Here is an 18763-nt window from a genome sequence, read left to right on the forward strand (position 1 = left end):
CAACAGACTAGCGCCGACCACGGACACTCACAGTGCGCTCAGTCCGTTTCCGTCTGCAGAACCACCGAGTGCCCACCGCGCGCCTTCGCCGAATACATCGCCCGATCCGCTCGCCGCATCAGGGTCGGGTAGGCGACCAGCGCATCGTCCGCTGACGCGAAAGGCCCTGCGATCTTTGCGATTCCGATGCTCATGGCCACCTCGGGAAGATCGGGCGAGGTGATCGTCGACCGCAGAAGGTCATGTTCGAGTCGATCGAACGAGCGTTGATCGACCGAATCGACGATGACGAACTCGTCGCCGCCTATCCGTGCGATCAACGCTGTCGGGCCGGCACATTCGACCAGTCGCGATCCGACTTTTTCGATCACAGCGTCGCCGACGGAGTGTCCGTACTCGTCGTTGATGGCTTTGAATCGATTGATGTCGACAGCAGCGACGACCAAGAGCGTCGAGTGCGTGTGCGACCGCTCCAGCAACAGTCGCACCTCGTCGGCCAGTCCCCTCCTGTTGAGCAGTCCGGTCAGAGGGTCCAATTGCGATTTCAACGCGTCGGTGCCGAGGATGGAGAAAATAAACTGGCTGGCAAAGGGAATCACATAGATCGCCGCGCCGACCAGAACTACCAAGGCGACCAGAACCGGAACATCCGAATAGTTTTCGACTACGGAAATGCGTGTCACGATGCCGATGACGACAATGAATACCCACAACATATGCAGGCTCTGCAATCGTGCATTGTGAAAAAACGCGATGTAGCCGCCGATCACGGAGAACATCACGGCATGCGCCAATGCCGCAAGCGGATTGGAATACAACAGCATTGCGGCCGCTATTCCCGTTTCCGAGTAGAGCACAAAAGCGTATGACCAGGAGCGGGACAGACTGCGCCTCGTCGAGAGAACGACGGCCATCATCACGGTTACGACAATGATGACGGCATTCGCGGTGCGCGCGTGGGGACTGGTCGGTCCCTGCGGACTGAAGCGTGTCAGGAGCATGATGACGGTGACCAGCACCAACGAGCAGACGACAAGAAATCGCGAAGCAACGGTCAACCCTTTGTCCGCGAGATAGCGGTTGAAGGGGTCGAATTGGTCCGGCCGGCGATACCAATCGGCCAGGTGAGAAGAAATCAGCCGGAAAGCAAAACCCGAGAGCGGTCGTTGCGGCGCGACGGCGTCCGAACGCTCCACATTCCCGGTTGATCCCATGAGGTCAGGGTAATCCAGTCAACTCCCCGCAATCAGACAATTCTCACTGTTTTCCGTCCCAGATCACAACCTGATTGCCGCCGGCAGCTTTCGCTCGATACATCGAGGCATCGGCTACTCGAAACAGTTCCGTCAACTCCTCGTCGGAAATGATCGCTGACCATTCGGCAGAGGTGATCGCGACTCCGACGCTGGTCGTCACTGCCGGATCATGATCATCGATTCGCAAGTGCCTTCGCAGATTGCCTTCGAATGCAGACGCTGCACCGACGTCTATCGTGTCGACCAAGACGAACTCGTCCCCACCGAACCTGGCGAAGAGCGCGTTCTCACTGCCGCACCACCGCAGTCGATCAGCAATCTGTCGAAGTACAAGATCTCCCTCTTCGTGCCCGCGCGAGTCGTTGACGCTCTTGAACGAATCGACATCGACAATCGCAACGACATACGACGATTTGCTCGACGCACGTCCCGTTGCCCCCATTTCGACAACAGCTCGCTGCAGCCCGCGCCGGTTCAGAAGGCCGGTCAACGGATCGACATCCGAACTGTCGGCGTCGGATCCGAGAAGTGAGAGGACGAACTGGCAGGCAAACGGGATGACCACGATCCCGGTGGCGATTATCAGACACAATGCAGTGGCCAGCGCAGGATCCGCATAGATCGCGACCTTTCGACCGACGACTGCAAGAACCACGATCGACAACGCCATGTGCAGCGCCTGGAGTCTCGCGTTGTGGAAGTAGGCGATGTAGCCGCCGATCAACAGGAAGAGCACACACTGGATCAACCCGATGAACGGATCGCTGTTCAGAAACACGCCGACAACTACGCCGACCTCGCAGTAGGCGACAAAAAAGTACGACCACCGACGCGTGATTTCGGGCAGAAGACAGAAGAGCAAGATCACCGCGACCGTGACAGCGATGATCAGGGCGTTGACGACACTGGTGACATGGTTGTGAACGCCCGCGTCGCTGAAGCGCAACAGAGTCATCGCGATGACGACCGTCGTCAAGGAACCGATGACCAGCAATCGGACGGCTAGTTCTAATCCCTTCGTGGCGAGGTATCGATTGAAGCTGTCGAATTGATCAGGACGCCGATACCACTGAACGAGAAGGTCGAAAGCCGACTTCACAGCCGATTTTTCACGGCCACGCGGTGCGGGCAGAATCGACTGCAGTCGGTCCTGTCCGAACGATGTCATGCGCAGATCATAGGTGCGCAGACCGCCATTCGGGATCGCGAGCGCAGGATCGACAGTGCAATCTGTGGCCGGTTGTCAGCGTCGAAGAAGGTACGTATCCATGATCCAGCCGTGCTTCTCACGCAGCTCTGCCCGTCGCGAGACGATCAGATTTTCGACGTCGCGCAGTTTGCCGGAAATCAACTCCTCGTCCGGGGTCCCGAGGTACGCACCCCACCAGATCTCGGCGTCGTCTTCGGTCATCTGAGTGAACGTGCAATGCGCGTCGAGCATCACGACGGCGTTGTCCACTCCGTCAGGTAATCCCTCGGCCAGTTTGCGGCCGGTCGTGATGTGGATGGGTTCGCCGATTCGGTTCAGGACGATCCGGTGTTGTGCAGCCAGCGACTGCACGCTCGTGATCCCCGGGATGACGGAGTAGTCGAACGACACTCTCCCGCGAGCGAGCACGCGCTCGACGATCCGCAGAGTGCTGTCGTAGAGGGAAGGGTCACCCCAGACGAGAATCGCGCCGACTCCGGGTTCGGCCGCGAATTCCGCTTCGAATTTCGCTGCCCGACGCTCGTGCCAGTCCTCGACGACACCTTCGTAATCGGTCGGGGTTCGGTCCCGCGGTGGGTCGGTAATGTCGACCACCTTGTGCTCGTGGTGAACGTGCTCGGTAAGGATGCCGGTTCGCAGGTCGACCAGAGCCTGCTTCTCGTCACCCTTTCCGATGATGAAGAAGGTATCGGCCCTGTTCATGGCCTTGATCGCCTGAACCGTCACCTGGTCGGGATCACCCGCACCGATACCGATCACCAAGAGTTCGCGCATGCGCCGAGGCTATATTGCCGTGCGCCTTTATCAACCGCCGGAGGTTGACAAAGGCGCACGGCAGGCTAGGCCCTAGACTGATTCCCGTGACTGTCTCCACTGCTTACGAAGATCTCCTCCGGCTCGTCATGGAGACGGGTACCGCCAAATCCGATCGCACCGGAACCGGCACCCGCAGCATCTTCGGTCACCAGATGCGCTTCGATCTTGCCGACGGCTTTCCGCTCGTCACCACCAAGAAGGTCCACCTCAAGTCGATCGTCAACGAGCTCCTGTGGTTCCTGCGCGGCGACTCCAACGTGGCGTGGCTGCACGAGCACGGCGTCTCCATCTGGGACGAGTGGGCCGACGAGAACGGCGAACTCGGCCCCGTCTACGGCGTCCAGTGGCGTAGCTGGCCCACCCCTTCGGGCGAGCACATCGACCAGATCACGCAGACCGTCGAGACCCTGCGCTCGAACCCCGATTCGCGGAGAATCATCGTCTCGGCGTGGAACGTGGCCGACATTCCACAGATGGCGCTGGCGCCCTGCCACGCTTTCTTCCAGTTCTACGTCGCCGACGGCAAGCTCTCGTGCCAGCTGTACCAGCGCAGCGCCGACATGTTCCTCGGCGTTCCGTTCAACATCGCCAGCTACGCGCTACTCACTCACATGATGGCCCAGCAGGCCGGACTCGACGTCGGTGAGTTCGTCTGGACCGGCGGCGACTGCCACATCTACGACAATCACGTCGATCAGGTCACCGAGCAGCTCAGTCGCGAGCCCCTTTCGCTGCCGACGCTGAAGCTGAACAAGCGCGACTCCATCTTCGACTACACCTTCGAGGACGTGGAGATCGTCGACTATCAGCACCACCCCGCGATCAAAGCGCCGGTTGCGGTCTGACGATGGCCGATCGCACAGTCACCCTCGTCTGGGCACAGGCCCATGACGGCGTCATCGGCGCCGACAACACGATCCCGTGGCGCGTGTCCGAAGACATGGCCTACTTCAAACGCGTCACCATGGGGCATCCGGTGATCATGGGGCGACGCACCTGGGACTCGATTCCACTCAAGTTCCGGCCGTTCAGCGGGCGCCGGAACATCGTCGTCACCCGCGATCCGGAGTGGCACGCCGAAGGCGCCGAGGTAGTCCACAGCCTGGACGACGCCCTGGCGTTGCCGGACGGTGACGTCTTCGTCGTCGGTGGCGGGCAGATTTATTCGGCTGCACTGCCATTCGCGACGCACCTACTGGTGACCGAGATCGACATCGACATCGCCGGTGATGCCTTCGCTCCCGAGATCGGCTCCGAATGGAACCTGAAGTCCGACGAGCCCTGGCAGACCTCGGAGAAGAGCGGGCTGCGCTTCCGCTGGCTGGAATACACTCGCTGACCGACTTCCGCCGATAACGAGGCACCTTGCGAGTGAGTCGGTCATACTCCAAGAACGACATTCACCGCTTTCGAGAGGTCTTCGATGGACAAGAAGTCACTGACCGCTCTCGCTCGCCAACAGTTGAAACTGGCGGGCTCGGCGACCAGCGGTCGCAGTTCACAAACCGTGTACGGCGGCCACCAGCGCAGCCTGCGACAGACGGTGATCGCGCTGAGCGCCGGCAAGAGCCTCGCCGAACACGACAGTCCGGGCGAAGCCACGCTGTTGGTTCTGAGCGGGAAGCTGAATCTTGTGTGTGGGAGCGACCAGTGGAAAGGATCCACCGGTGATTTCCTCGCCGTTCCGGCCGACCGGCACAGTGTCGAAGCGCTCGAAGACGTCGCATTTCTGCTGACCGTCGCCATGAAGGGCTGAAGTCGGTAGCGTCTTCCGGATGAGCGAAACCGTGATCGAAGTGTCGATCGTCGCAGCCCCGTCCGTGCTCTGGCCCGCGCTGCGTGACCCGTCACTGATTCGTCGTTGGTTCGGCTGGGAGTACGACGGACTCGACGACGAAATCACCCAGATCTACTCCACCGCTGAGGCCGACCCCGAAGCATTGACGCTGAGACTCGGAAACGGTGACCGTTTCTCTCTACTAGAACGAGAAGGCAAGACGGTCGTCCGCATCGATCGACCGGCCAAGTCCGCGGAAGACGATTGGTACGACGACGTCACCGAGGGATGGACGACGTTCCTCCAGTTGCTCAGATTCGCTGTGGAGCACCACGGGCTGGCCGAGCGAAGAACCATCTATCTCGACGGCCTTCTGCTCCCCGGCGAGAACGTGGCGACTGTCCTCGGGATCACCGAAATCGAACTGGCAGCGGGAAGTCGGTACGCGGCGACGATCGCTCCCGGCGACTATTTCGAGGGCGTCGTCGACTTCGTCACCGACCACCAATTCGGGTTGACAGTCGAAGATCTCGGTCCTGGCCTGCTGTCCGTCGCCTCGCAGTCCGTGACTGCCCAGCGGCCCGATGGGGGTATGTCGATCCTGCTGACCACCTACAACCTGAGCGATGCCGAGTTCGACGAAATCAAGCATCACTGGTCTTCGTGGTGGGAAGGTCGCCGTCAAGAGGGCTGACGTTCCGCGAGGCGATATGCTTCGACCATGGTCGAAGCTTCGGGTCACAGTCCGGCACGCACGTTCGGCGAGTTGCTCGACCGACTGGGCGATTCCAACGCAGACATCCCGACCCTCCACCGTCTGCTCGAGGCGGTCCTGGTCGTCGGTTCAGGCCTTGATCTGGACCTGACACTTCAACGGATCATTACTTCTGCGACAACGGTTCTGGATTGTCGCTACGGCGCCCTGGGGGTTGCGGCGCCAGGGGGCGGGCTCTCGGAATTCGTCTACGAGGGAATCCCCGGGTCCCAACGCGCGATCATGGGACATTTCCCCGAAGGGCATGGCGTTCTGGGTGTTCTGATGAATCATCCGCAGACTTTGCGCGTGGCGCATCTCGGCGACCATCCCGAATCGGTCGGATTCCCCGCAAATCACCCACCGATGGAGAGCTTCCTCGGAGCGCCGATCATGATGCGAGGAAAGGTGTTCGGCAGCATCTACCTGACCGAGAAGCGAGGAAAAGCCGAGTTCACCCAGGAAGACGAGGTCATTCTCGAGGCCCTCGCCATCGCAGCCGGTATCGCTGTGGAAAACGCCCGGCTGTTCGAGCAGTCACGAACTCGTGAAAGATGGCTCACCGCAACATCTGCCGTTCGCTCGCGGTTGCTGGCCGGTGACTCGCTCGAGGACGGCCTACAACTTCTTGCCAGTCGCGTTCGGGACCTGACCGGCGTCGACGACGTGATCGTGGTGATCTGCGAGAACGGATACGCACAGGTTCACGCTGCGGCCAGCGCTCGAACCACGTCGCGTGGAGTCAGAATTCCAGCGACGACCTATCCGTTCGACGTGGTGCGGAGCACTCGAAAGCTACAGGTACTCACCAATTTAGGTGCACTCACAGAGCTGGTGCCGTCGGCCGGGAGTGCGGTCGTGGCACCGATGTGCGTCGCCTCGGGTGTAGTCGGCGCGGTCATCGTGGCGTCGAATTCCACCAACACACACTGGGATCACGACGAGCTGACCCGGATCGAGTCGATGGCCGAACTCGGCTCCGTTGCAATCGAGTTCGACGAGAAACAGAAGGCGCAACGCCTGTTGTCGGTCCTCGCCGACCGCGATCGCATCGCACGAGACTTGCACGACAACGTCATCCAGCGACTGTTCGCGAGTGGAATGAGCCTGCAGAGCACGCTTCCGGACGAGACCCTCCCCGAGTCGGCGCGCGCAATTGTCAAACGATCTCTCGAACAATTGGACAAGACCGTCCGCGAGATCCGGACTACCATCTTCGATCTGCAGACTCCCACGGCCACCGATTCGTCGAGCCTGCGCCGACGCCTCCTCGACGTCATCGGCGACGCCACCGCACAATCCGCCGTGACCCCCAGCGTCCAATTCTCCGGCGCCATCGACACTCTCGTGTATCCCGGGATCCACCAGCACGCCGAAGCTGTACTGCGAGAAGGACTGAGCAACGTCCTTCGGCATGCACACGCACGCCACATCACCATCGCAGTCACCGCGGATGTCGAATTCGCGATCACAATCGAGGACGACGGCGTCGGACTCCCCTCCGACTTCCACAAGAGTGGGCTTCACAATCTCGAGCGCCGAGCCGAACATTGTGGCGGTACATGCACAATCGTCAACCACGATCCGAGCGGTGCACGTCTGCTCTGGCGAGTGCCGCTCGGCCGCACCAACTCGAATCGACCGAAGTCCGGTCGGTAGACCTATCGACTGCCGCTGCGGATTTCGGTGGCCAGCACCGCAGCCTGAGTTCGACGCTGCATACCCAGCTTCGACAGCAGACGCGTCACGTAGTTCTTGACTGTCTTCTCCGCGAGGAACAATCGCGCGCCGATCTCCCGGTTGGTGAGCCCCTCTCCGATGAGGTCGAAGACTGCTCGCTCCTGATCGGAAAGTTCGGCCAACGGATCGGCTGTGCGGTCGCTACGGATCCGCTGCATCAGCGCCTCCGTCGCCCGACTGTCGAGCAGTGAACCGCCGCGCCCGACTGTGCGGACCGCAGCGACCAGATCGGTTCCCAGAATCTGTTTGAGGACGAACCCCGAGGCGCCGGCCATGATCGCGTCGAGCAACGCCTCGTCGTCGGCGTACGAGGTGAGCATCAGGCAGCGCAGGTTGGGCAGCATCGAGCGCAGTTCGCGGCACAGTTCGACGCCGTTGCCGTCAGGCAGCCGTACGTCCAGAACCGCGACGTCGGCATTGCTTTGCGGTACCGCAGCCAATGCTTCTCCCACGGATGCGGCCTCGCCCACCACCACGAAGTCTTCGACCCCGCCGAGTAGGTCGAACAAACCGCGTCGGACGATCTCGTGATCGTCGACCAGGAATATCCGCGTTGTCATCGAACCCCTCCAAAAGACATCTCGTGTCGAACGGTACCGGAGATGGTGGACTCAGAACTCATTGAATGCATTCTCTTCACTTGTTGACGTGTCGGACGATGAGAACCGGGCAATCGGCAGTGTGCAGGAGCGCCCGACTGGTCGATCCGAGGAGCATTCCCGCGAATCCGCCGCGCCCACGGCTGCCGACGACTATCAATTGCGCCGTCTCCGCGTATTCGCTCAGAACCCGGACTGGACGGTCACGCGCGACGACCCTCTCGACGACGACGTCCGGGTAACGCTCGGTGAATCCGGCCAGTTGCTCGGCGAGCACAACTTCCTCACCCGTCTGGATGCTGCTCCACAGTGGGTCCTCCGGGGTGGCGCCCAGCGAGGGCTGCACACTCACGTCACTCCACACGTTGACCGCAATCAAGGTGGCGCCCCTCGCGGAAGCCTGCTCGAAAGCATGCTCGACTGCCTCGATGCTGCTCTCGGATCCATCGACGCCGACGACGACGGGGCCTTCGGTCGGCGGTCGCCCGTCGAGCGTCCGCCCTCTGACAACCGCAACCGGTGATTCGCCGTGCGAGACCACGGACACCGTCGCGGAACCGACAACCAGTCCGGTGAATTCACCGTGTCCGCGGGGTCCGAGCGCAATGATGTACGCACTCTTGGACAATTCGATCAGCCGATCGGAGACACTGCCGTCGAGAAGTTCGGCGACGATCTCGAGGTCGTCGTCGATGCTCTGGCGCGCGAGGATCTGTGCGCTGTCCAGACGAGCGGTGGCAGTGCGGCGCAGTTCGTCCTTGAAGCTCTCGGCGAGGTACGGCTCGGAGTAGTAGAAGGCGGGGATATGCACCACCGTCGCGATGTGGAGAGGACGACCGAGCGCCACTGCCGTTCGAGCCGCCCAGACGACAGCCGACGACGCCGATTCCGAACCGTCCACTGCTACGACGACGGGTTTGGTTGCACTCATGTTCGTCCCTCCACTATCGACCACAGAATCTCTTCGCCCTCACACTATTGCCCAATGACGGCAAAAAGGATTCATCAGCCGACGCGAGTCCCGAATCGGACATTGGGTGTTCGGGTGGACTGCGGCAACGGCCCCGCCAACATCCCTTTTCGGGCGTCAACGAGGCCACCGGTGCCGGATTCGCACGCGAACCCTGGCTACCCAATCCACGTTAGGTGAAGAACCCGACCGGTCAGAAGTGCAGAAAGTCCTGTCAACAAGCGCCCAAAATCGGGTTTCGTGCGCAAGAGATCCCGAATCACCCGCTCTGCTGTGCGCCTTTATTAACCGCCGGCGGTTAATAAAGGCGCACGGCACGGTCAGTCACAAATCTTGCGGAACTTCTCGATCAGCTGGACACGGCCGTTGCGATCGGCCGCCAACGGCGAGACGTTGAGCGTCGTGACACCGGCTTCGGCGAAGGCTGCGACGCGTTCCCTGACGTAGCTCTCGGGACCGATCAACGACACGGCACGAACCAGTTCGTCCGGGACTGCTGCTGCGGCTTCGTCCTTCTTGCCCGCGAGGTAGAGATCCTGGATCTTCTCGGCTGCCTCTTCGTAGCCGTAACGCACAGCGAGATCGTTGTAGAAGTTCTTGCCCTTGGCGCCCATGCCGCCGATGTAGAGCGCAAGGCTCGGGCGTACCCAGTCGAGCATGTGGTCGACGTCGTCACCGATGGCGAGCGCCGGCGACGCGTAAACCTGAAGCTCGCCGAGGCTCGGATCGCGCTTGGCCTTGCCCTTGGCGATCGGCTCACCCCAGACACTTGCCGCCTTCTCCGGATGGAAGAAGATCGGCTCCCAACCTTCGGCGATCTCGGCCGTCAGCTCGACGTTCTTGGGTCCGAGCGAAGCGATCAGGATCGGGATGCGCTCACGCACAGGATGATTGATCAGCTTGAGCGGCTTACCCAGCCCGGTGCCCTTCTCGGCGGGGAGCGGAACCTGGTAATACTTGCCCTGGTATTCGACCTTCTCGCGGCGCCACACCTGGCGGCAGATCTCGACGACCTCACGGGTGCGTCCCAGCGGAGCGTCGTACTTGACGCCGTGGAATCCCTCGATAACCTGCGGTCCGGAAGCACCGAGGCCCATCACGAAGCGGCCGTTGGAGACGAAGTCCAGGCCCGCTGCCGTCATCGCGGTCAACGAGGGCGTACGGGTGTAGATCTGGAAGATTCCCGATGCGAGTTCGATGGTCGACGTCTTGGCCGCCAGGTAGCCGAGCTGGCTGACCGCGTCGAAGGAATACGCTTCCGGAACGAAAGCGATGTCCAGGCCCGCCTTCTCCAGGTCACCGACCTCTTCGACGGTTTCGGCGAACCCGCCGCTGTAGTTCAAACCCATACCGATACGCACGTTGTAACCCCAATCCTGACGATTGCTGCCGTGTGCGACGCGCACACGGGCAGTGGTACTCCCATCGAACACTTACTCACATCGAACACTACGGAACCTGAGTCCGCATTCATGTGACTACCCCGTTCATATTCGATGACCGAAATGAACGGGGTAGCGGGAGAGGTTGAAGAGGGTCAGGATTCTTCGGGGCGAACCACCATGACGGGGCACTTGGCCGAAGCGATCAGAGTGTTGCTGGTCGAGCCGAGCAGCATGCCGCGGAATCCACCGCGGCCACGGCTTCCGACGACCACGAGCTGCGCTTTTGCCGACCAGTCCAGCAGCCGTCCACGTGGGTTGTCGAGGTAGACCTCGCGCCGGACCTTCACGTCCGGGTACTGCTCGGACCAACCCGCCAAGCTCTCGCTGAGAATTGCGTGCTCTTCCTCCTCGAGAGACTGCGGTGCAAGTGCAGCGGCCCTCGGATCTTCGAATGCCGCGCTCCCGAGGTCGCTCCACACGTGCAGCGCCACCAACTCGGCGCCGCGGAAGGCCGCTTCCTCGAATGCGGCACCTACGGCCTGCGCACTGAGCGCGCTGCCGTCGACGCCGACCACGACCGGCCCCTCCGAGGGGACCGCGCCGTCGCGGTCTCGGACGACGATCACCGGGCACTTGCCGTGACTGGCCACCCCGACTGCGGTATTGCCGAGTACTGCCGTTGCCGCTTTGCCTGATGCAGAAGCTCCGACAACTACCCGCCTGGCCTGTGCCGAACTCTCGATCAACCACTGGGTTGCGCTGCCGATGGCGATTTCGGTGTGAACTTCGAGTTTCGGATCGATCTCACGGGCGAACTGTTCCGCCTCAGCCAAGATCGCTTTTCCGGCCTCTTCGACCCATTCGTACACCCCACCCGCGTCGACGTACGGTCCACCGAAACCGTACGGCGCGAAGTCGAGAGCGTGGATGATGTCGAGTCGCAATTCGCGCTGGGCGGCGATTTTCGCGGCTTCGCGGAGCGCGGTGGACGCAGTGTCCGAACCCTCGACTCCGACAACAACACTGTTATGTTCGCGTGAACTCATGTGCCCACCTTCCTGAAGAAGTAACCGAGCAACTTTCACTCTAACCATCCCACTTGTCCGGCTTTTTTGGGGTCACCCCCTCTGCATTTCGGGGACTTAAGTCCCCGAAACTGTTGACGGATAGGGGAATTAGCAGAGCAATCAGGACCAGGTGTGAACAGGATCTCCCGTGCGCATGTTCTCCACGTAACCGCGGAGCATTCCGGTGAGCGCAGTCGAGCGGTCCGCGCCCGAAGCCTCCGCCCGTGCAACATGCTCTCGTTGCCAGGCCGCACCGGTCTGCCGATTCATGCATCGCCCTTCGATGACGCCGAGGTACCGATCGCGGGCGGCGGCGGACAATCCGAAGTCCGCCAAGCCCTCGTGCGCCAACGGCAGCAGCCTTCGCAATATCAACTCGTCGGCACCGACCCAGCCGATCTCCGGCCAGTACAGGGTCGCGTCGAGTCCGTACTTGGCGCCGATGTGCAGGTTCTCTTCCGCCGCGTGAAAAGACATGTGCGACCACAGTGGCCGCTCCGCGTTAACCAGTGCCCGAACGGTTCCGTAGTAGAAGGCTGCATTGGCCATGATGTCGACGACGGTCGGTCCGGCCGGCAGCACCCGATTCTCGATACGCAAGTGCGGCTTGCCATCCGAGCAGTCGTACACCGGTCGGTTCCACCGGTAGACCGTGCCGTTGTGCATCTGAAGCTCGCTCAACTCCGGAACCCCGCCCGCCGCGAGCACTTCCAGTGGATCGGTGTCCGACACATCTGGCAGCAAGGCCGGGAAATACCGCGAGTTCTCCTCGAACAGGTCGAGCACCGAATGGATCCACCGCTCACCGAACCACACCCGCGGACGCACACCTTGGTTCTTGAGCTCGAAAGTTCGCGTGTCCGTAGCCTGTTCGAAGATCGGAATGCGCGATTCGTGCCAGAGTGCCTTGCCTGCCAGGAAAGGAGAATTGGCCGCCAACGCCACTTGCACTCCGGCCAGACACTGCGCGGCATTCCAGTGCGCGGCAAACTCTTCCGGCGCCACGCGCAGATGCAACTGCATGGACGTACACGCCGCCTCCGGCACCACCGAATTGGTATCGGCCCGAAGAATTTCCACGTCGCCGCCAGGCAGCGCGACACCTTCGACGTCGAGTTCGATGTCCTCTCCTCGCGCGGCAAAAATCTGCTCGTTGAGCAATTCGTAGCGCGGGTTGGCGGTGATCCACTCTCGATCGAGATGCTCGAGCTGCAGCGTCGGCAGCATCCCGATCATCACCATCTCGGCGTCGTGCGCGTGGATTCGCGCGTCAGCGACATCGAGGGATGCCCGCAGTTTCTTCTCCAATTCGAAAGTCGCGTCACCGGTGAGTGGGCCGGGTTCGACGTTCATCTCGACGTTGAACTGTCCGAGCTCGGTTTGGAAAACCGCAGCGTCGTCGATGGATTCGAGTACTTCACGATTCGACATCGCAGGAGCCATGTCCCCGTTCACCAGGTTGAATTCGATCTCCATACCCAGCAGCGGCGCCGGCTTGTCGACGGCGTCCCGAAAGTCACCACCGTCGAGCATCTGCTTCATGGCGTCGACACACGAGCGCACCTTCTTACGAAAGAGCCTGCGGTCGGCTCTGGTGAATTCTCTCGCCGTGACCTCTGCACCCATCGCGCCTTCCCCCTTCGACGATCAACGTCACTGAAGGCTATCCGGCCGATGTCACCCACGAACGAGAACTGCGGTGGCACCAGGAAGAATTTCCCGGCGCCACCGCAGTTCTGGCAGAAATTTTCTTACGAGTTGTCGACCCAGGTGACAGCAACGCCGCGGGCCTGCAGCCACGCTGCCGGATCGACCTTTGCGCCGTTCTCGGCGACCTCGAAGTGCAGGTGCGGGCCGGTGGACTGACCACGGTTACCGACGGTGGCGATCTGCTGGCCGGCGTTGACGCGCTGGCCGACGTTGACCTGGTAGTCGTTGACGTGGCCGTACGTGGTGACCGTGCCGTCGTCGTGCTGGACGCGGACCCAGAGGCCGAAACCTGACGCCGGGCCGGCGTCGATGACCTGGCCGTCGGCTGCAGCCAGGATCGGCGTACCGATCGGGGCTGCGATGTCGAGACCGCCGTGGTGTGCGCCCCAGCGCGAACCGAAGGTGGAGGTCAGCGTTCCGGACACCGGCTGCACCGTGCGAGCGGACGTGCCGGGATTGATACCCGCGAGGAACTGCTGTGCCTGCGTGTTGAGGTCAGCTGCAAAATCGGGAAGCTCGGGAGCCGGAAGAGCCGCCAATTCAGCCGGAACGACAACGCCCTCGGGAAGCAGACCCTGCGGGATTTCGAAGCCCGCGATGGTCTGTGTTGCCGGCGCCGCAGCAGCGGTTCCTGCACCCATCTGGCCTGCACCGACGAGGAGTGCACCGGTAGCCGCAGCTACGACACCTGCCTTGACACCAGCACCAGGGCCAGACGACGGGGTGCGGTGGCGGCCGCTTGCTGCCTCGGGATCGATCTCGAAGACAACATCGTCATTGCCCGTGCGGTGGTGGTTTCCCACAGTGAGTACTCCGTCAGTCGTCGGCGTGCAGCGTCCTTCTGATGAAGCCCGCTCCTCTGTCTGCCGAAGAATGTAACAGTTTGATCAAGGCGGCCGCCACCGTTACCCGATCTTGACCGAAACTATTTCTCGCCGTTCTGTCGGCTGGCGTCCAGTTCTGACTTGAAAGCCTCGTATCGTGCCCGGTGAGCGGGTCGGCGCCGGATGATCGCCCACGCGATACCCAGAACGACGAACCAGATCGGCGTGACGACAAGTGCCTGCAGGGTGTCGTCCTTGGTTGTCAGTGCCCAGAGGATGAAGACGAAGAACGCGAGCACGACCCAGCACATCACGATGCCGCCGGGCATCTTGAACTTCGACGTCTCGTGCAAGTGCGGACGTCGCTTCCGGTACACCATGTAGCTCGCCAGGATGATCGTCCACACGAACATGAACAGCAGCGCCGAGATGGTCGTGACGACGGTGAAGGCCTCGATCACGGAATCGCCCGAGAACAGCAGGATCAGCGACGCCAGCAGGAAGATGCAGGAGAACATCAGGGCGTTCGCGGGAACCTTGCGTGAGTTCAGCTTGCCGAGAGCCCTCGGTGCGTCGCCCTCTTGTGCAAGGCCGAACACCATGCGCGAGGTGGAGTAGATACCCGAGTTCGCCGAAGATGCGGCGGAGGTCAGCACGACGAAGTTGATGGCCGATGCAGCGATGCCGAGGCCGGCGAGGGTGAACATGGCGACGAACGGACTCTTGTCTGCGCTGATTTCACGCCACGGAGTCACCGCGATGATCACGGTCAGCGCAATGACGTAGAACAGCAGCACACGAATGGGGATGGAGTTGATGGCCTTCGGCAGGTTCTTCTCCGGGTCCTTCGCCTCGGCTGCTGTCGTGCCGACCAGTTCGATACCCACGAATGCGAACACGGCGATCTGGAAGCCGGCCACGAATCCCATGAATCCGGTCGGGAACATGCCGCCGTCGTTCCAGAGATTGTCGATACCGGAGGTGGCACCGTTCGGCGCCGTGAACCCGGAGACGACCATGACGATGCCGACGATGATCAGGCTGACGATGGCGATGATCTTGATCAGCGCGAACCAGAACTCGGTTTCACCGAAGGCCTTCACCGTCGGCAAGTTCAGGAGGAGTAGTGCCGCGATCGTCAGCAAAGCGGGAATCCACGCCGCGAGACCTGGCCACCAGTATTTGAAGTAGCCGGAAATCGCGATGACGTCGGCGATGCCGGTGACGATCCAACAGAACCAGTACGTCCAGCCGGTGAAAAATCCCGCCCAGGGTCCCAGCAGATCAGCGGCGAAGTCCGAGAACGACTTGTACGCCATGTTCGAGAGCAGCAACTCCCCCATCGCACGCATGACAAAGAAGAGCATGAAGCCGATGATCATGTACACGAAGATCACGGAAGGCCCGGCGAGAGAGATCGTCTTGCCCGATCCCATGAAGAGTCCGGTGCCGATGGCCCCACCGATGGCGATCAGCTGGATATGCCGGTTGGACAGCTGACGTGAGAGGTGGGGGTCTTCGCCGGACGGCTTCGTCAGGTCTGGTGTATTCGCGTGGTCGGACACGGAGGATCCCCCTCGTCATTCGGTTCATCCGGGGCGTCGAAATCACGCCCGTCGGGGGAACCTCGGAAAATGTGCCCTCTCAAAGTACGCGTGCACTGGCTCACATCGCGCATCGGAAAGCGGACGCCGATAACCTGTCGAGGTGAACACTGACAGCACGGCCCATCAAGACGGACATATCGCCGCGACGCTGTTCGATTTCTCCGGAACCCTCTTCCGTTTGGAGGAGAGCGACGATTGGAACGAGCACCTCGTCGATCACCAAGGTGATCCGCTCGACGTGCATGCTCAAGCCGAGCTGATGCGCCGGATGACCGCGCCGGTGGGTAGAACCGTCGAGATGGACGAAGCCGGGATCTACGCGTGGGAGAACCGCGACCGGGATCCTAAGTTGCATCGTCAGGCATACCTCGACGTGTTGAGCAAGTCCGGAGTGCCCGATCCGGTTCGCGCCGAGGCTTTCTACGCCCTGCTGGTAGATCCGGACCAGTGGTCGCCTTACCCGGACACCGGCGAGGTCCTGAAGTCATTGTCGGAGAAGGGCATACGAACCGCGGTTCTGAGCAACATCGCCTTCGACATCCGTCCGGCGTTCGTCGACCGAGGCTGGGATGTCTGGGTCGACGAGTTCGTCCTCTCGTTCGAGGTGGGCGCCGTCAAACCGGAGCCCGCAATCTTCGAATACGCACTGGCGCAACTCGATGTGGATGCGGCGCAGACATTGATGGTCGGCGACAGCGACGTGGCCGACGGCGCTGCCCGAGACATCGGTTGCCAGTTCGCACTCGTCGATCCCCTGCCGACGACCGAACGCCCGCACGCACTACTCGACGCGGTCCGGAAGTTCGGCCTGCTCTGAGCGATCAGCAGTCGCGGGGCTTACCCGCAGTCTCGTATTCGCCGATCGCAGCAACCTTCTCGGCAGAGGCGCTCCGAGTGTCGAAGTGGTAGCCCAACCACTCCTTCGCCAGTCGTCTGGCGAGTTCGAGTCCGACCACTCGCTGCCCGAAACACAAGACCTGTGCGTTGTTGCTGAGAACCGATCTCTCCACCGAGAAACTGTCGTGGGCAGTCACCGCCCGGATCCCCGGCACCTTGTTGGCACTGATAGCGACGCCCAATCCTGTTCCACACACGAGGAGCGCCCGGTCGGCTTTGCCCTCGGCCACCAACTTGGCGGCGGTGACAGCAACGTGCGGGTACGCAGTGTGCTCGTCGTTCCCGACGCCGACATCGGTCACCACCTCCACGCGGTCGTCGGCTTCGAGGTCGGCCTTGAGTGCCTGCTTGTACTCCAAGCCGGCGTCGTCGCAACCGACGACGATACGAAGTCGCTCAGCCATGATCGTGCTCCTTGCGTTCAGAGTTCGTGTTCAAGAAATCAGCGACGGTACGGACACACATCGCCATCGATATCGCGCCGGCATCCGGGGTCCCGACGCTCCGTTCTGCCAGCGGTCGTGCCCGACCCACCAGCGGGCGCAATTGCGCCGTGGCGTCGGCTGCGGTCTGGGCAACGACGGCGGCTTCGTCCCACGCCTGCGCCGTGGGGACCCCGTTTCCGACTGCGGCACTTAAGGTTTCCACGAACGGCCACAGAGCGTCGAGCATCGTCTTGTCGCCTGGTTTTGCTCCACCGAGCGCCACTATCGCGTCATAGCCCGCCCGTACACCGTCAGCCAGGTCATGGGCGCCTGGTTGTCCCTTGTCACCCAGCCTGGTTCCCATCGCCGTAAGCGCGGCACCCCACAGCACGCCGGACGTCCCGCCTGCCTTTGCTGCCCAGGCTTCACCCGCTGCAGTCAGAACTCCTTGTGGACCGCCACCCTGCGCGGCTGCGGCCTGCGCTGCCAGCGTCGCGTATTCGGTTCCCCGAACCATCCCGCGCCCGTGGTCTCCATCGCCTGCCACCGCATCGATGCGGCCCAGTTCTTCTTCGTTGACCGCCATCACCCGAGCGAGAGCCTCGATCGCCGTAGCCACAGTTTCTCCGCACAACCGCCCCTGGTCGTCGCCCGCAGCGCTCACACCGGACGTCTCTTGCACGGAAGTGGTCGTACGACGCTCCCCTGATCGTGTTGCCACACCCAATGTTCCGCGCCGAAATGCCGGAGTGTCCGCGGCTGCGGTCCAGAACGATTCGAGTTCCTCGTCCAGCCACATGAGCGTCAGTGAACAACCGGCCATGTCCAGACTGGTCACCAACTCTCCGACCTCCGGCGAGACAATCGTGTATCCGGCCTCCCGCAACAGCTTCGACGCGGTTCCCCAGACCACGAACAATTCCTCGTACTTGGTACGCCCGAGCCCGTTGAGGATCGCACCGACGCGTGTCCCGGTACCGTCCGGTCGTTCGGCAAGCACGCCGTCGACCAATAGTCGCGCCAGTTCTGCGGCACTTGGCATCTCGTGCGTGGATACACCCGGTTCTCCGTGAATACCCAGCCCCAGATCCATCATTCCGGTTTCCACCGTGAACAGTGGGTGATCCGCGCCCGGCAGGGTGCATCCGCCGAAAGCAACACCGAGTGTTCGAGTGTTGTCGTTCGCCGCGCGACCTACTCGCTGCACCTCGTCGAGGTTGTACCCCGCTTCCGCAGCAGCCGACGCGATCTTGAACACCGTGAAATCACCGGCGATTCCCCGCCGCTTCGTGATGTCCTCCGCCGATGCACTCGCAATATCGTCGGTGACCGGCAGGTATCGAGCATCAATTCCCTCGTGCGCCAAAGCTTTCACTGCGAGCGAGAAGTTCATCACGTCACCCGCGTAATTTCCGGTGGTCAGAAGCACCCCGGCACCGCTGTCGACAGCGCGAGCGACGGAGGTCGCCTCCGCTGCGGAGGGAGACGTGAAGATATTTCCCACCACTGCACCGTCGGCGAACCCCGGCCCGACAACACCACAGAACGCGGGATAGTGACCGGAACCGCCACCTACGACGACCGCAACCTTGCCCGGTCGTGTCTCCTGTGCCCGTACTACACCGCCTGGCACACCGACAACATAGTCGGAGTTGGCGTCGAGGAAACCCTCGAGCATGTCTTCCGTAAATGTCGCGGGATCGTTGAATAGCCGAGTCATGACAAA

The 18763-nt window shown here is 61.8% G+C and carries 18 protein-coding genes; 6 read left to right on the forward strand and 12 right to left on the reverse strand.

The window, feature by feature from the left end:
- Positions 1 to 38 precede the first annotated feature (38 nt).
- The 3 genes from QM716_RS02390 to cobF all read right to left on the reverse strand — a co-directional run bounded on the left by QM716_RS02390 (position 39) and on the right by cobF (position 3240).
- Positions 39 to 1214, reverse strand: a complete 1176-nt coding sequence (locus QM716_RS02390; protein ID WP_283302157.1) for a GGDEF domain-containing protein — start codon at positions 1212 to 1214, stop codon at positions 39 to 41.
- Between the two features lie 43 nt (positions 1215 to 1257).
- Positions 1258 to 2424, reverse strand: a complete 1167-nt coding sequence (locus QM716_RS02395) for a GGDEF domain-containing protein (protein ID WP_283302159.1) — start codon at positions 2422 to 2424, stop codon at positions 1258 to 1260.
- Positions 2425 to 2499: 75 nt separating this feature from the next.
- A complete protein-coding gene (gene cobF / locus QM716_RS02400; protein ID WP_283302160.1) occupies positions 2500 to 3240 on the reverse strand; it encodes a precorrin-6A synthase (deacetylating) in 741 nt (246 codons plus the stop codon).
- 86 nt (positions 3241 to 3326) lie between these two features.
- Between cobF and QM716_RS02405 the strand changes: the two genes are divergently transcribed.
- The 5 genes from QM716_RS02405 (at position 3327) to QM716_RS02425 (ending at position 7472) form a co-directional block, all read left to right on the forward strand.
- Positions 3327 to 4127, forward strand: coding sequence for a thymidylate synthase (locus QM716_RS02405; protein WP_283302161.1), 801 nt, complete (start codon positions 3327 to 3329; stop codon positions 4125 to 4127).
- A 2-nt stretch (positions 4128 to 4129) separates the two neighbouring features.
- Positions 4130 to 4621 (forward strand): dihydrofolate reductase, encoded by a 492-nt coding sequence (locus QM716_RS02410; RefSeq protein ID WP_283302162.1) that lies wholly within the window; start codon positions 4130 to 4132, stop codon positions 4619 to 4621.
- Between the two features lie 84 nt (positions 4622 to 4705).
- Positions 4706 to 5038 carry a cupin domain-containing protein gene (locus tag QM716_RS02415; RefSeq protein WP_230814377.1) on the forward strand — a complete coding sequence of 111 codons (333 nt, stop codon included), beginning with the start codon at positions 4706 to 4708 and terminating at the stop codon, positions 5036 to 5038.
- A 19-nt stretch (positions 5039 to 5057) separates the two neighbouring features.
- The gene (locus QM716_RS02420) at positions 5058 to 5753 is read left to right on the forward strand and encodes an SRPBCC family protein (RefSeq protein ID WP_283302163.1); all 696 of its coding nucleotides are present in this window, start codon (positions 5058 to 5060) and stop codon (positions 5751 to 5753) included.
- A gap of 27 nt (positions 5754 to 5780) precedes the next feature.
- Entirely contained in the window at positions 5781 to 7472 is a 1692-nt protein-coding gene (locus tag QM716_RS02425; protein ID WP_283302164.1) for a sensor histidine kinase, read from the forward strand.
- A 2-nt stretch (positions 7473 to 7474) separates the two neighbouring features.
- On the opposite strand, the gene QM716_RS02430 is transcribed toward QM716_RS02425, so the two are convergent.
- From QM716_RS02430 to cycA, 7 genes are all read right to left on the reverse strand, one after another.
- Positions 7475 to 8113 (reverse strand): response regulator, encoded by a 639-nt coding sequence (locus tag QM716_RS02430; RefSeq protein WP_019744786.1) that lies wholly within the window; start codon positions 8111 to 8113, stop codon positions 7475 to 7477.
- A gap of 76 nt (positions 8114 to 8189) precedes the next feature.
- Positions 8190 to 9083 (reverse strand): universal stress protein, encoded by an 894-nt coding sequence (locus QM716_RS02435; RefSeq protein WP_283302165.1) that lies wholly within the window; start codon positions 9081 to 9083, stop codon positions 8190 to 8192.
- A 359-nt stretch (positions 9084 to 9442) separates the two neighbouring features.
- A complete protein-coding gene (locus QM716_RS02440; protein ID WP_283303024.1) occupies positions 9443 to 10483 on the reverse strand; it encodes an LLM class F420-dependent oxidoreductase in 1041 nt (346 codons plus the stop codon).
- A 176-nt stretch (positions 10484 to 10659) separates the two neighbouring features.
- Positions 10660 to 11553, reverse strand: coding sequence for a universal stress protein (locus QM716_RS02445; RefSeq protein ID WP_283302166.1), 894 nt, complete (start codon positions 11551 to 11553; stop codon positions 10660 to 10662).
- Positions 11554 to 11694: 141 nt separating this feature from the next.
- A complete protein-coding gene (locus QM716_RS02450) occupies positions 11695 to 13200 on the reverse strand; it encodes a glutamate-cysteine ligase family protein (protein ID WP_283302167.1) in 1506 nt (501 codons plus the stop codon).
- 125 nt (positions 13201 to 13325) lie between these two features.
- On the reverse strand, positions 13326 to 14087 hold the full coding sequence (locus QM716_RS02455) for a M23 family metallopeptidase (protein WP_283302168.1): 762 nt from the start codon (positions 14085 to 14087) through the stop codon (positions 13326 to 13328).
- A 122-nt stretch (positions 14088 to 14209) separates the two neighbouring features.
- The gene (gene cycA / locus QM716_RS02460) at positions 14210 to 15673 is read right to left on the reverse strand and encodes a D-serine/D-alanine/glycine transporter (RefSeq protein ID WP_283302169.1); all 1464 of its coding nucleotides are present in this window, start codon (positions 15671 to 15673) and stop codon (positions 14210 to 14212) included.
- Between the two features lie 142 nt (positions 15674 to 15815).
- Here cycA and QM716_RS02465 point away from each other — a divergent pair, with 142 nt between their 5' ends.
- Positions 15816 to 16532, forward strand: a complete 717-nt coding sequence (locus QM716_RS02465; protein WP_283302170.1) for an HAD family hydrolase — start codon at positions 15816 to 15818, stop codon at positions 16530 to 16532.
- Positions 16533 to 16536: 4 nt separating this feature from the next.
- On the opposite strand, the gene QM716_RS02470 is transcribed toward QM716_RS02465, so the two are convergent.
- Together QM716_RS02470 and QM716_RS02475 are read right to left on the reverse strand one after the other, a co-directional pair.
- A complete protein-coding gene (locus QM716_RS02470) occupies positions 16537 to 17016 on the reverse strand; it encodes a ribose-5-phosphate isomerase (protein ID WP_283302171.1) in 480 nt (159 codons plus the stop codon).
- On the reverse strand, positions 17009 to 18757 hold the full coding sequence (locus tag QM716_RS02475; RefSeq protein ID WP_283302172.1) for a dihydroxyacetone kinase family protein: 1749 nt from the start codon (positions 18755 to 18757) through the stop codon (positions 17009 to 17011). Before QM716_RS02475 ends, QM716_RS02470 begins: the two co-directional genes overlap by 8 nt.
- Positions 18758 to 18763: the final 6 nt, after the last annotated feature.

The organism is Rhodococcus sp. IEGM 1409, from assembly GCF_030056735.1.
Classification (GTDB): domain Bacteria; phylum Actinomycetota; class Actinomycetes; order Mycobacteriales; family Mycobacteriaceae; genus Rhodococcus_F.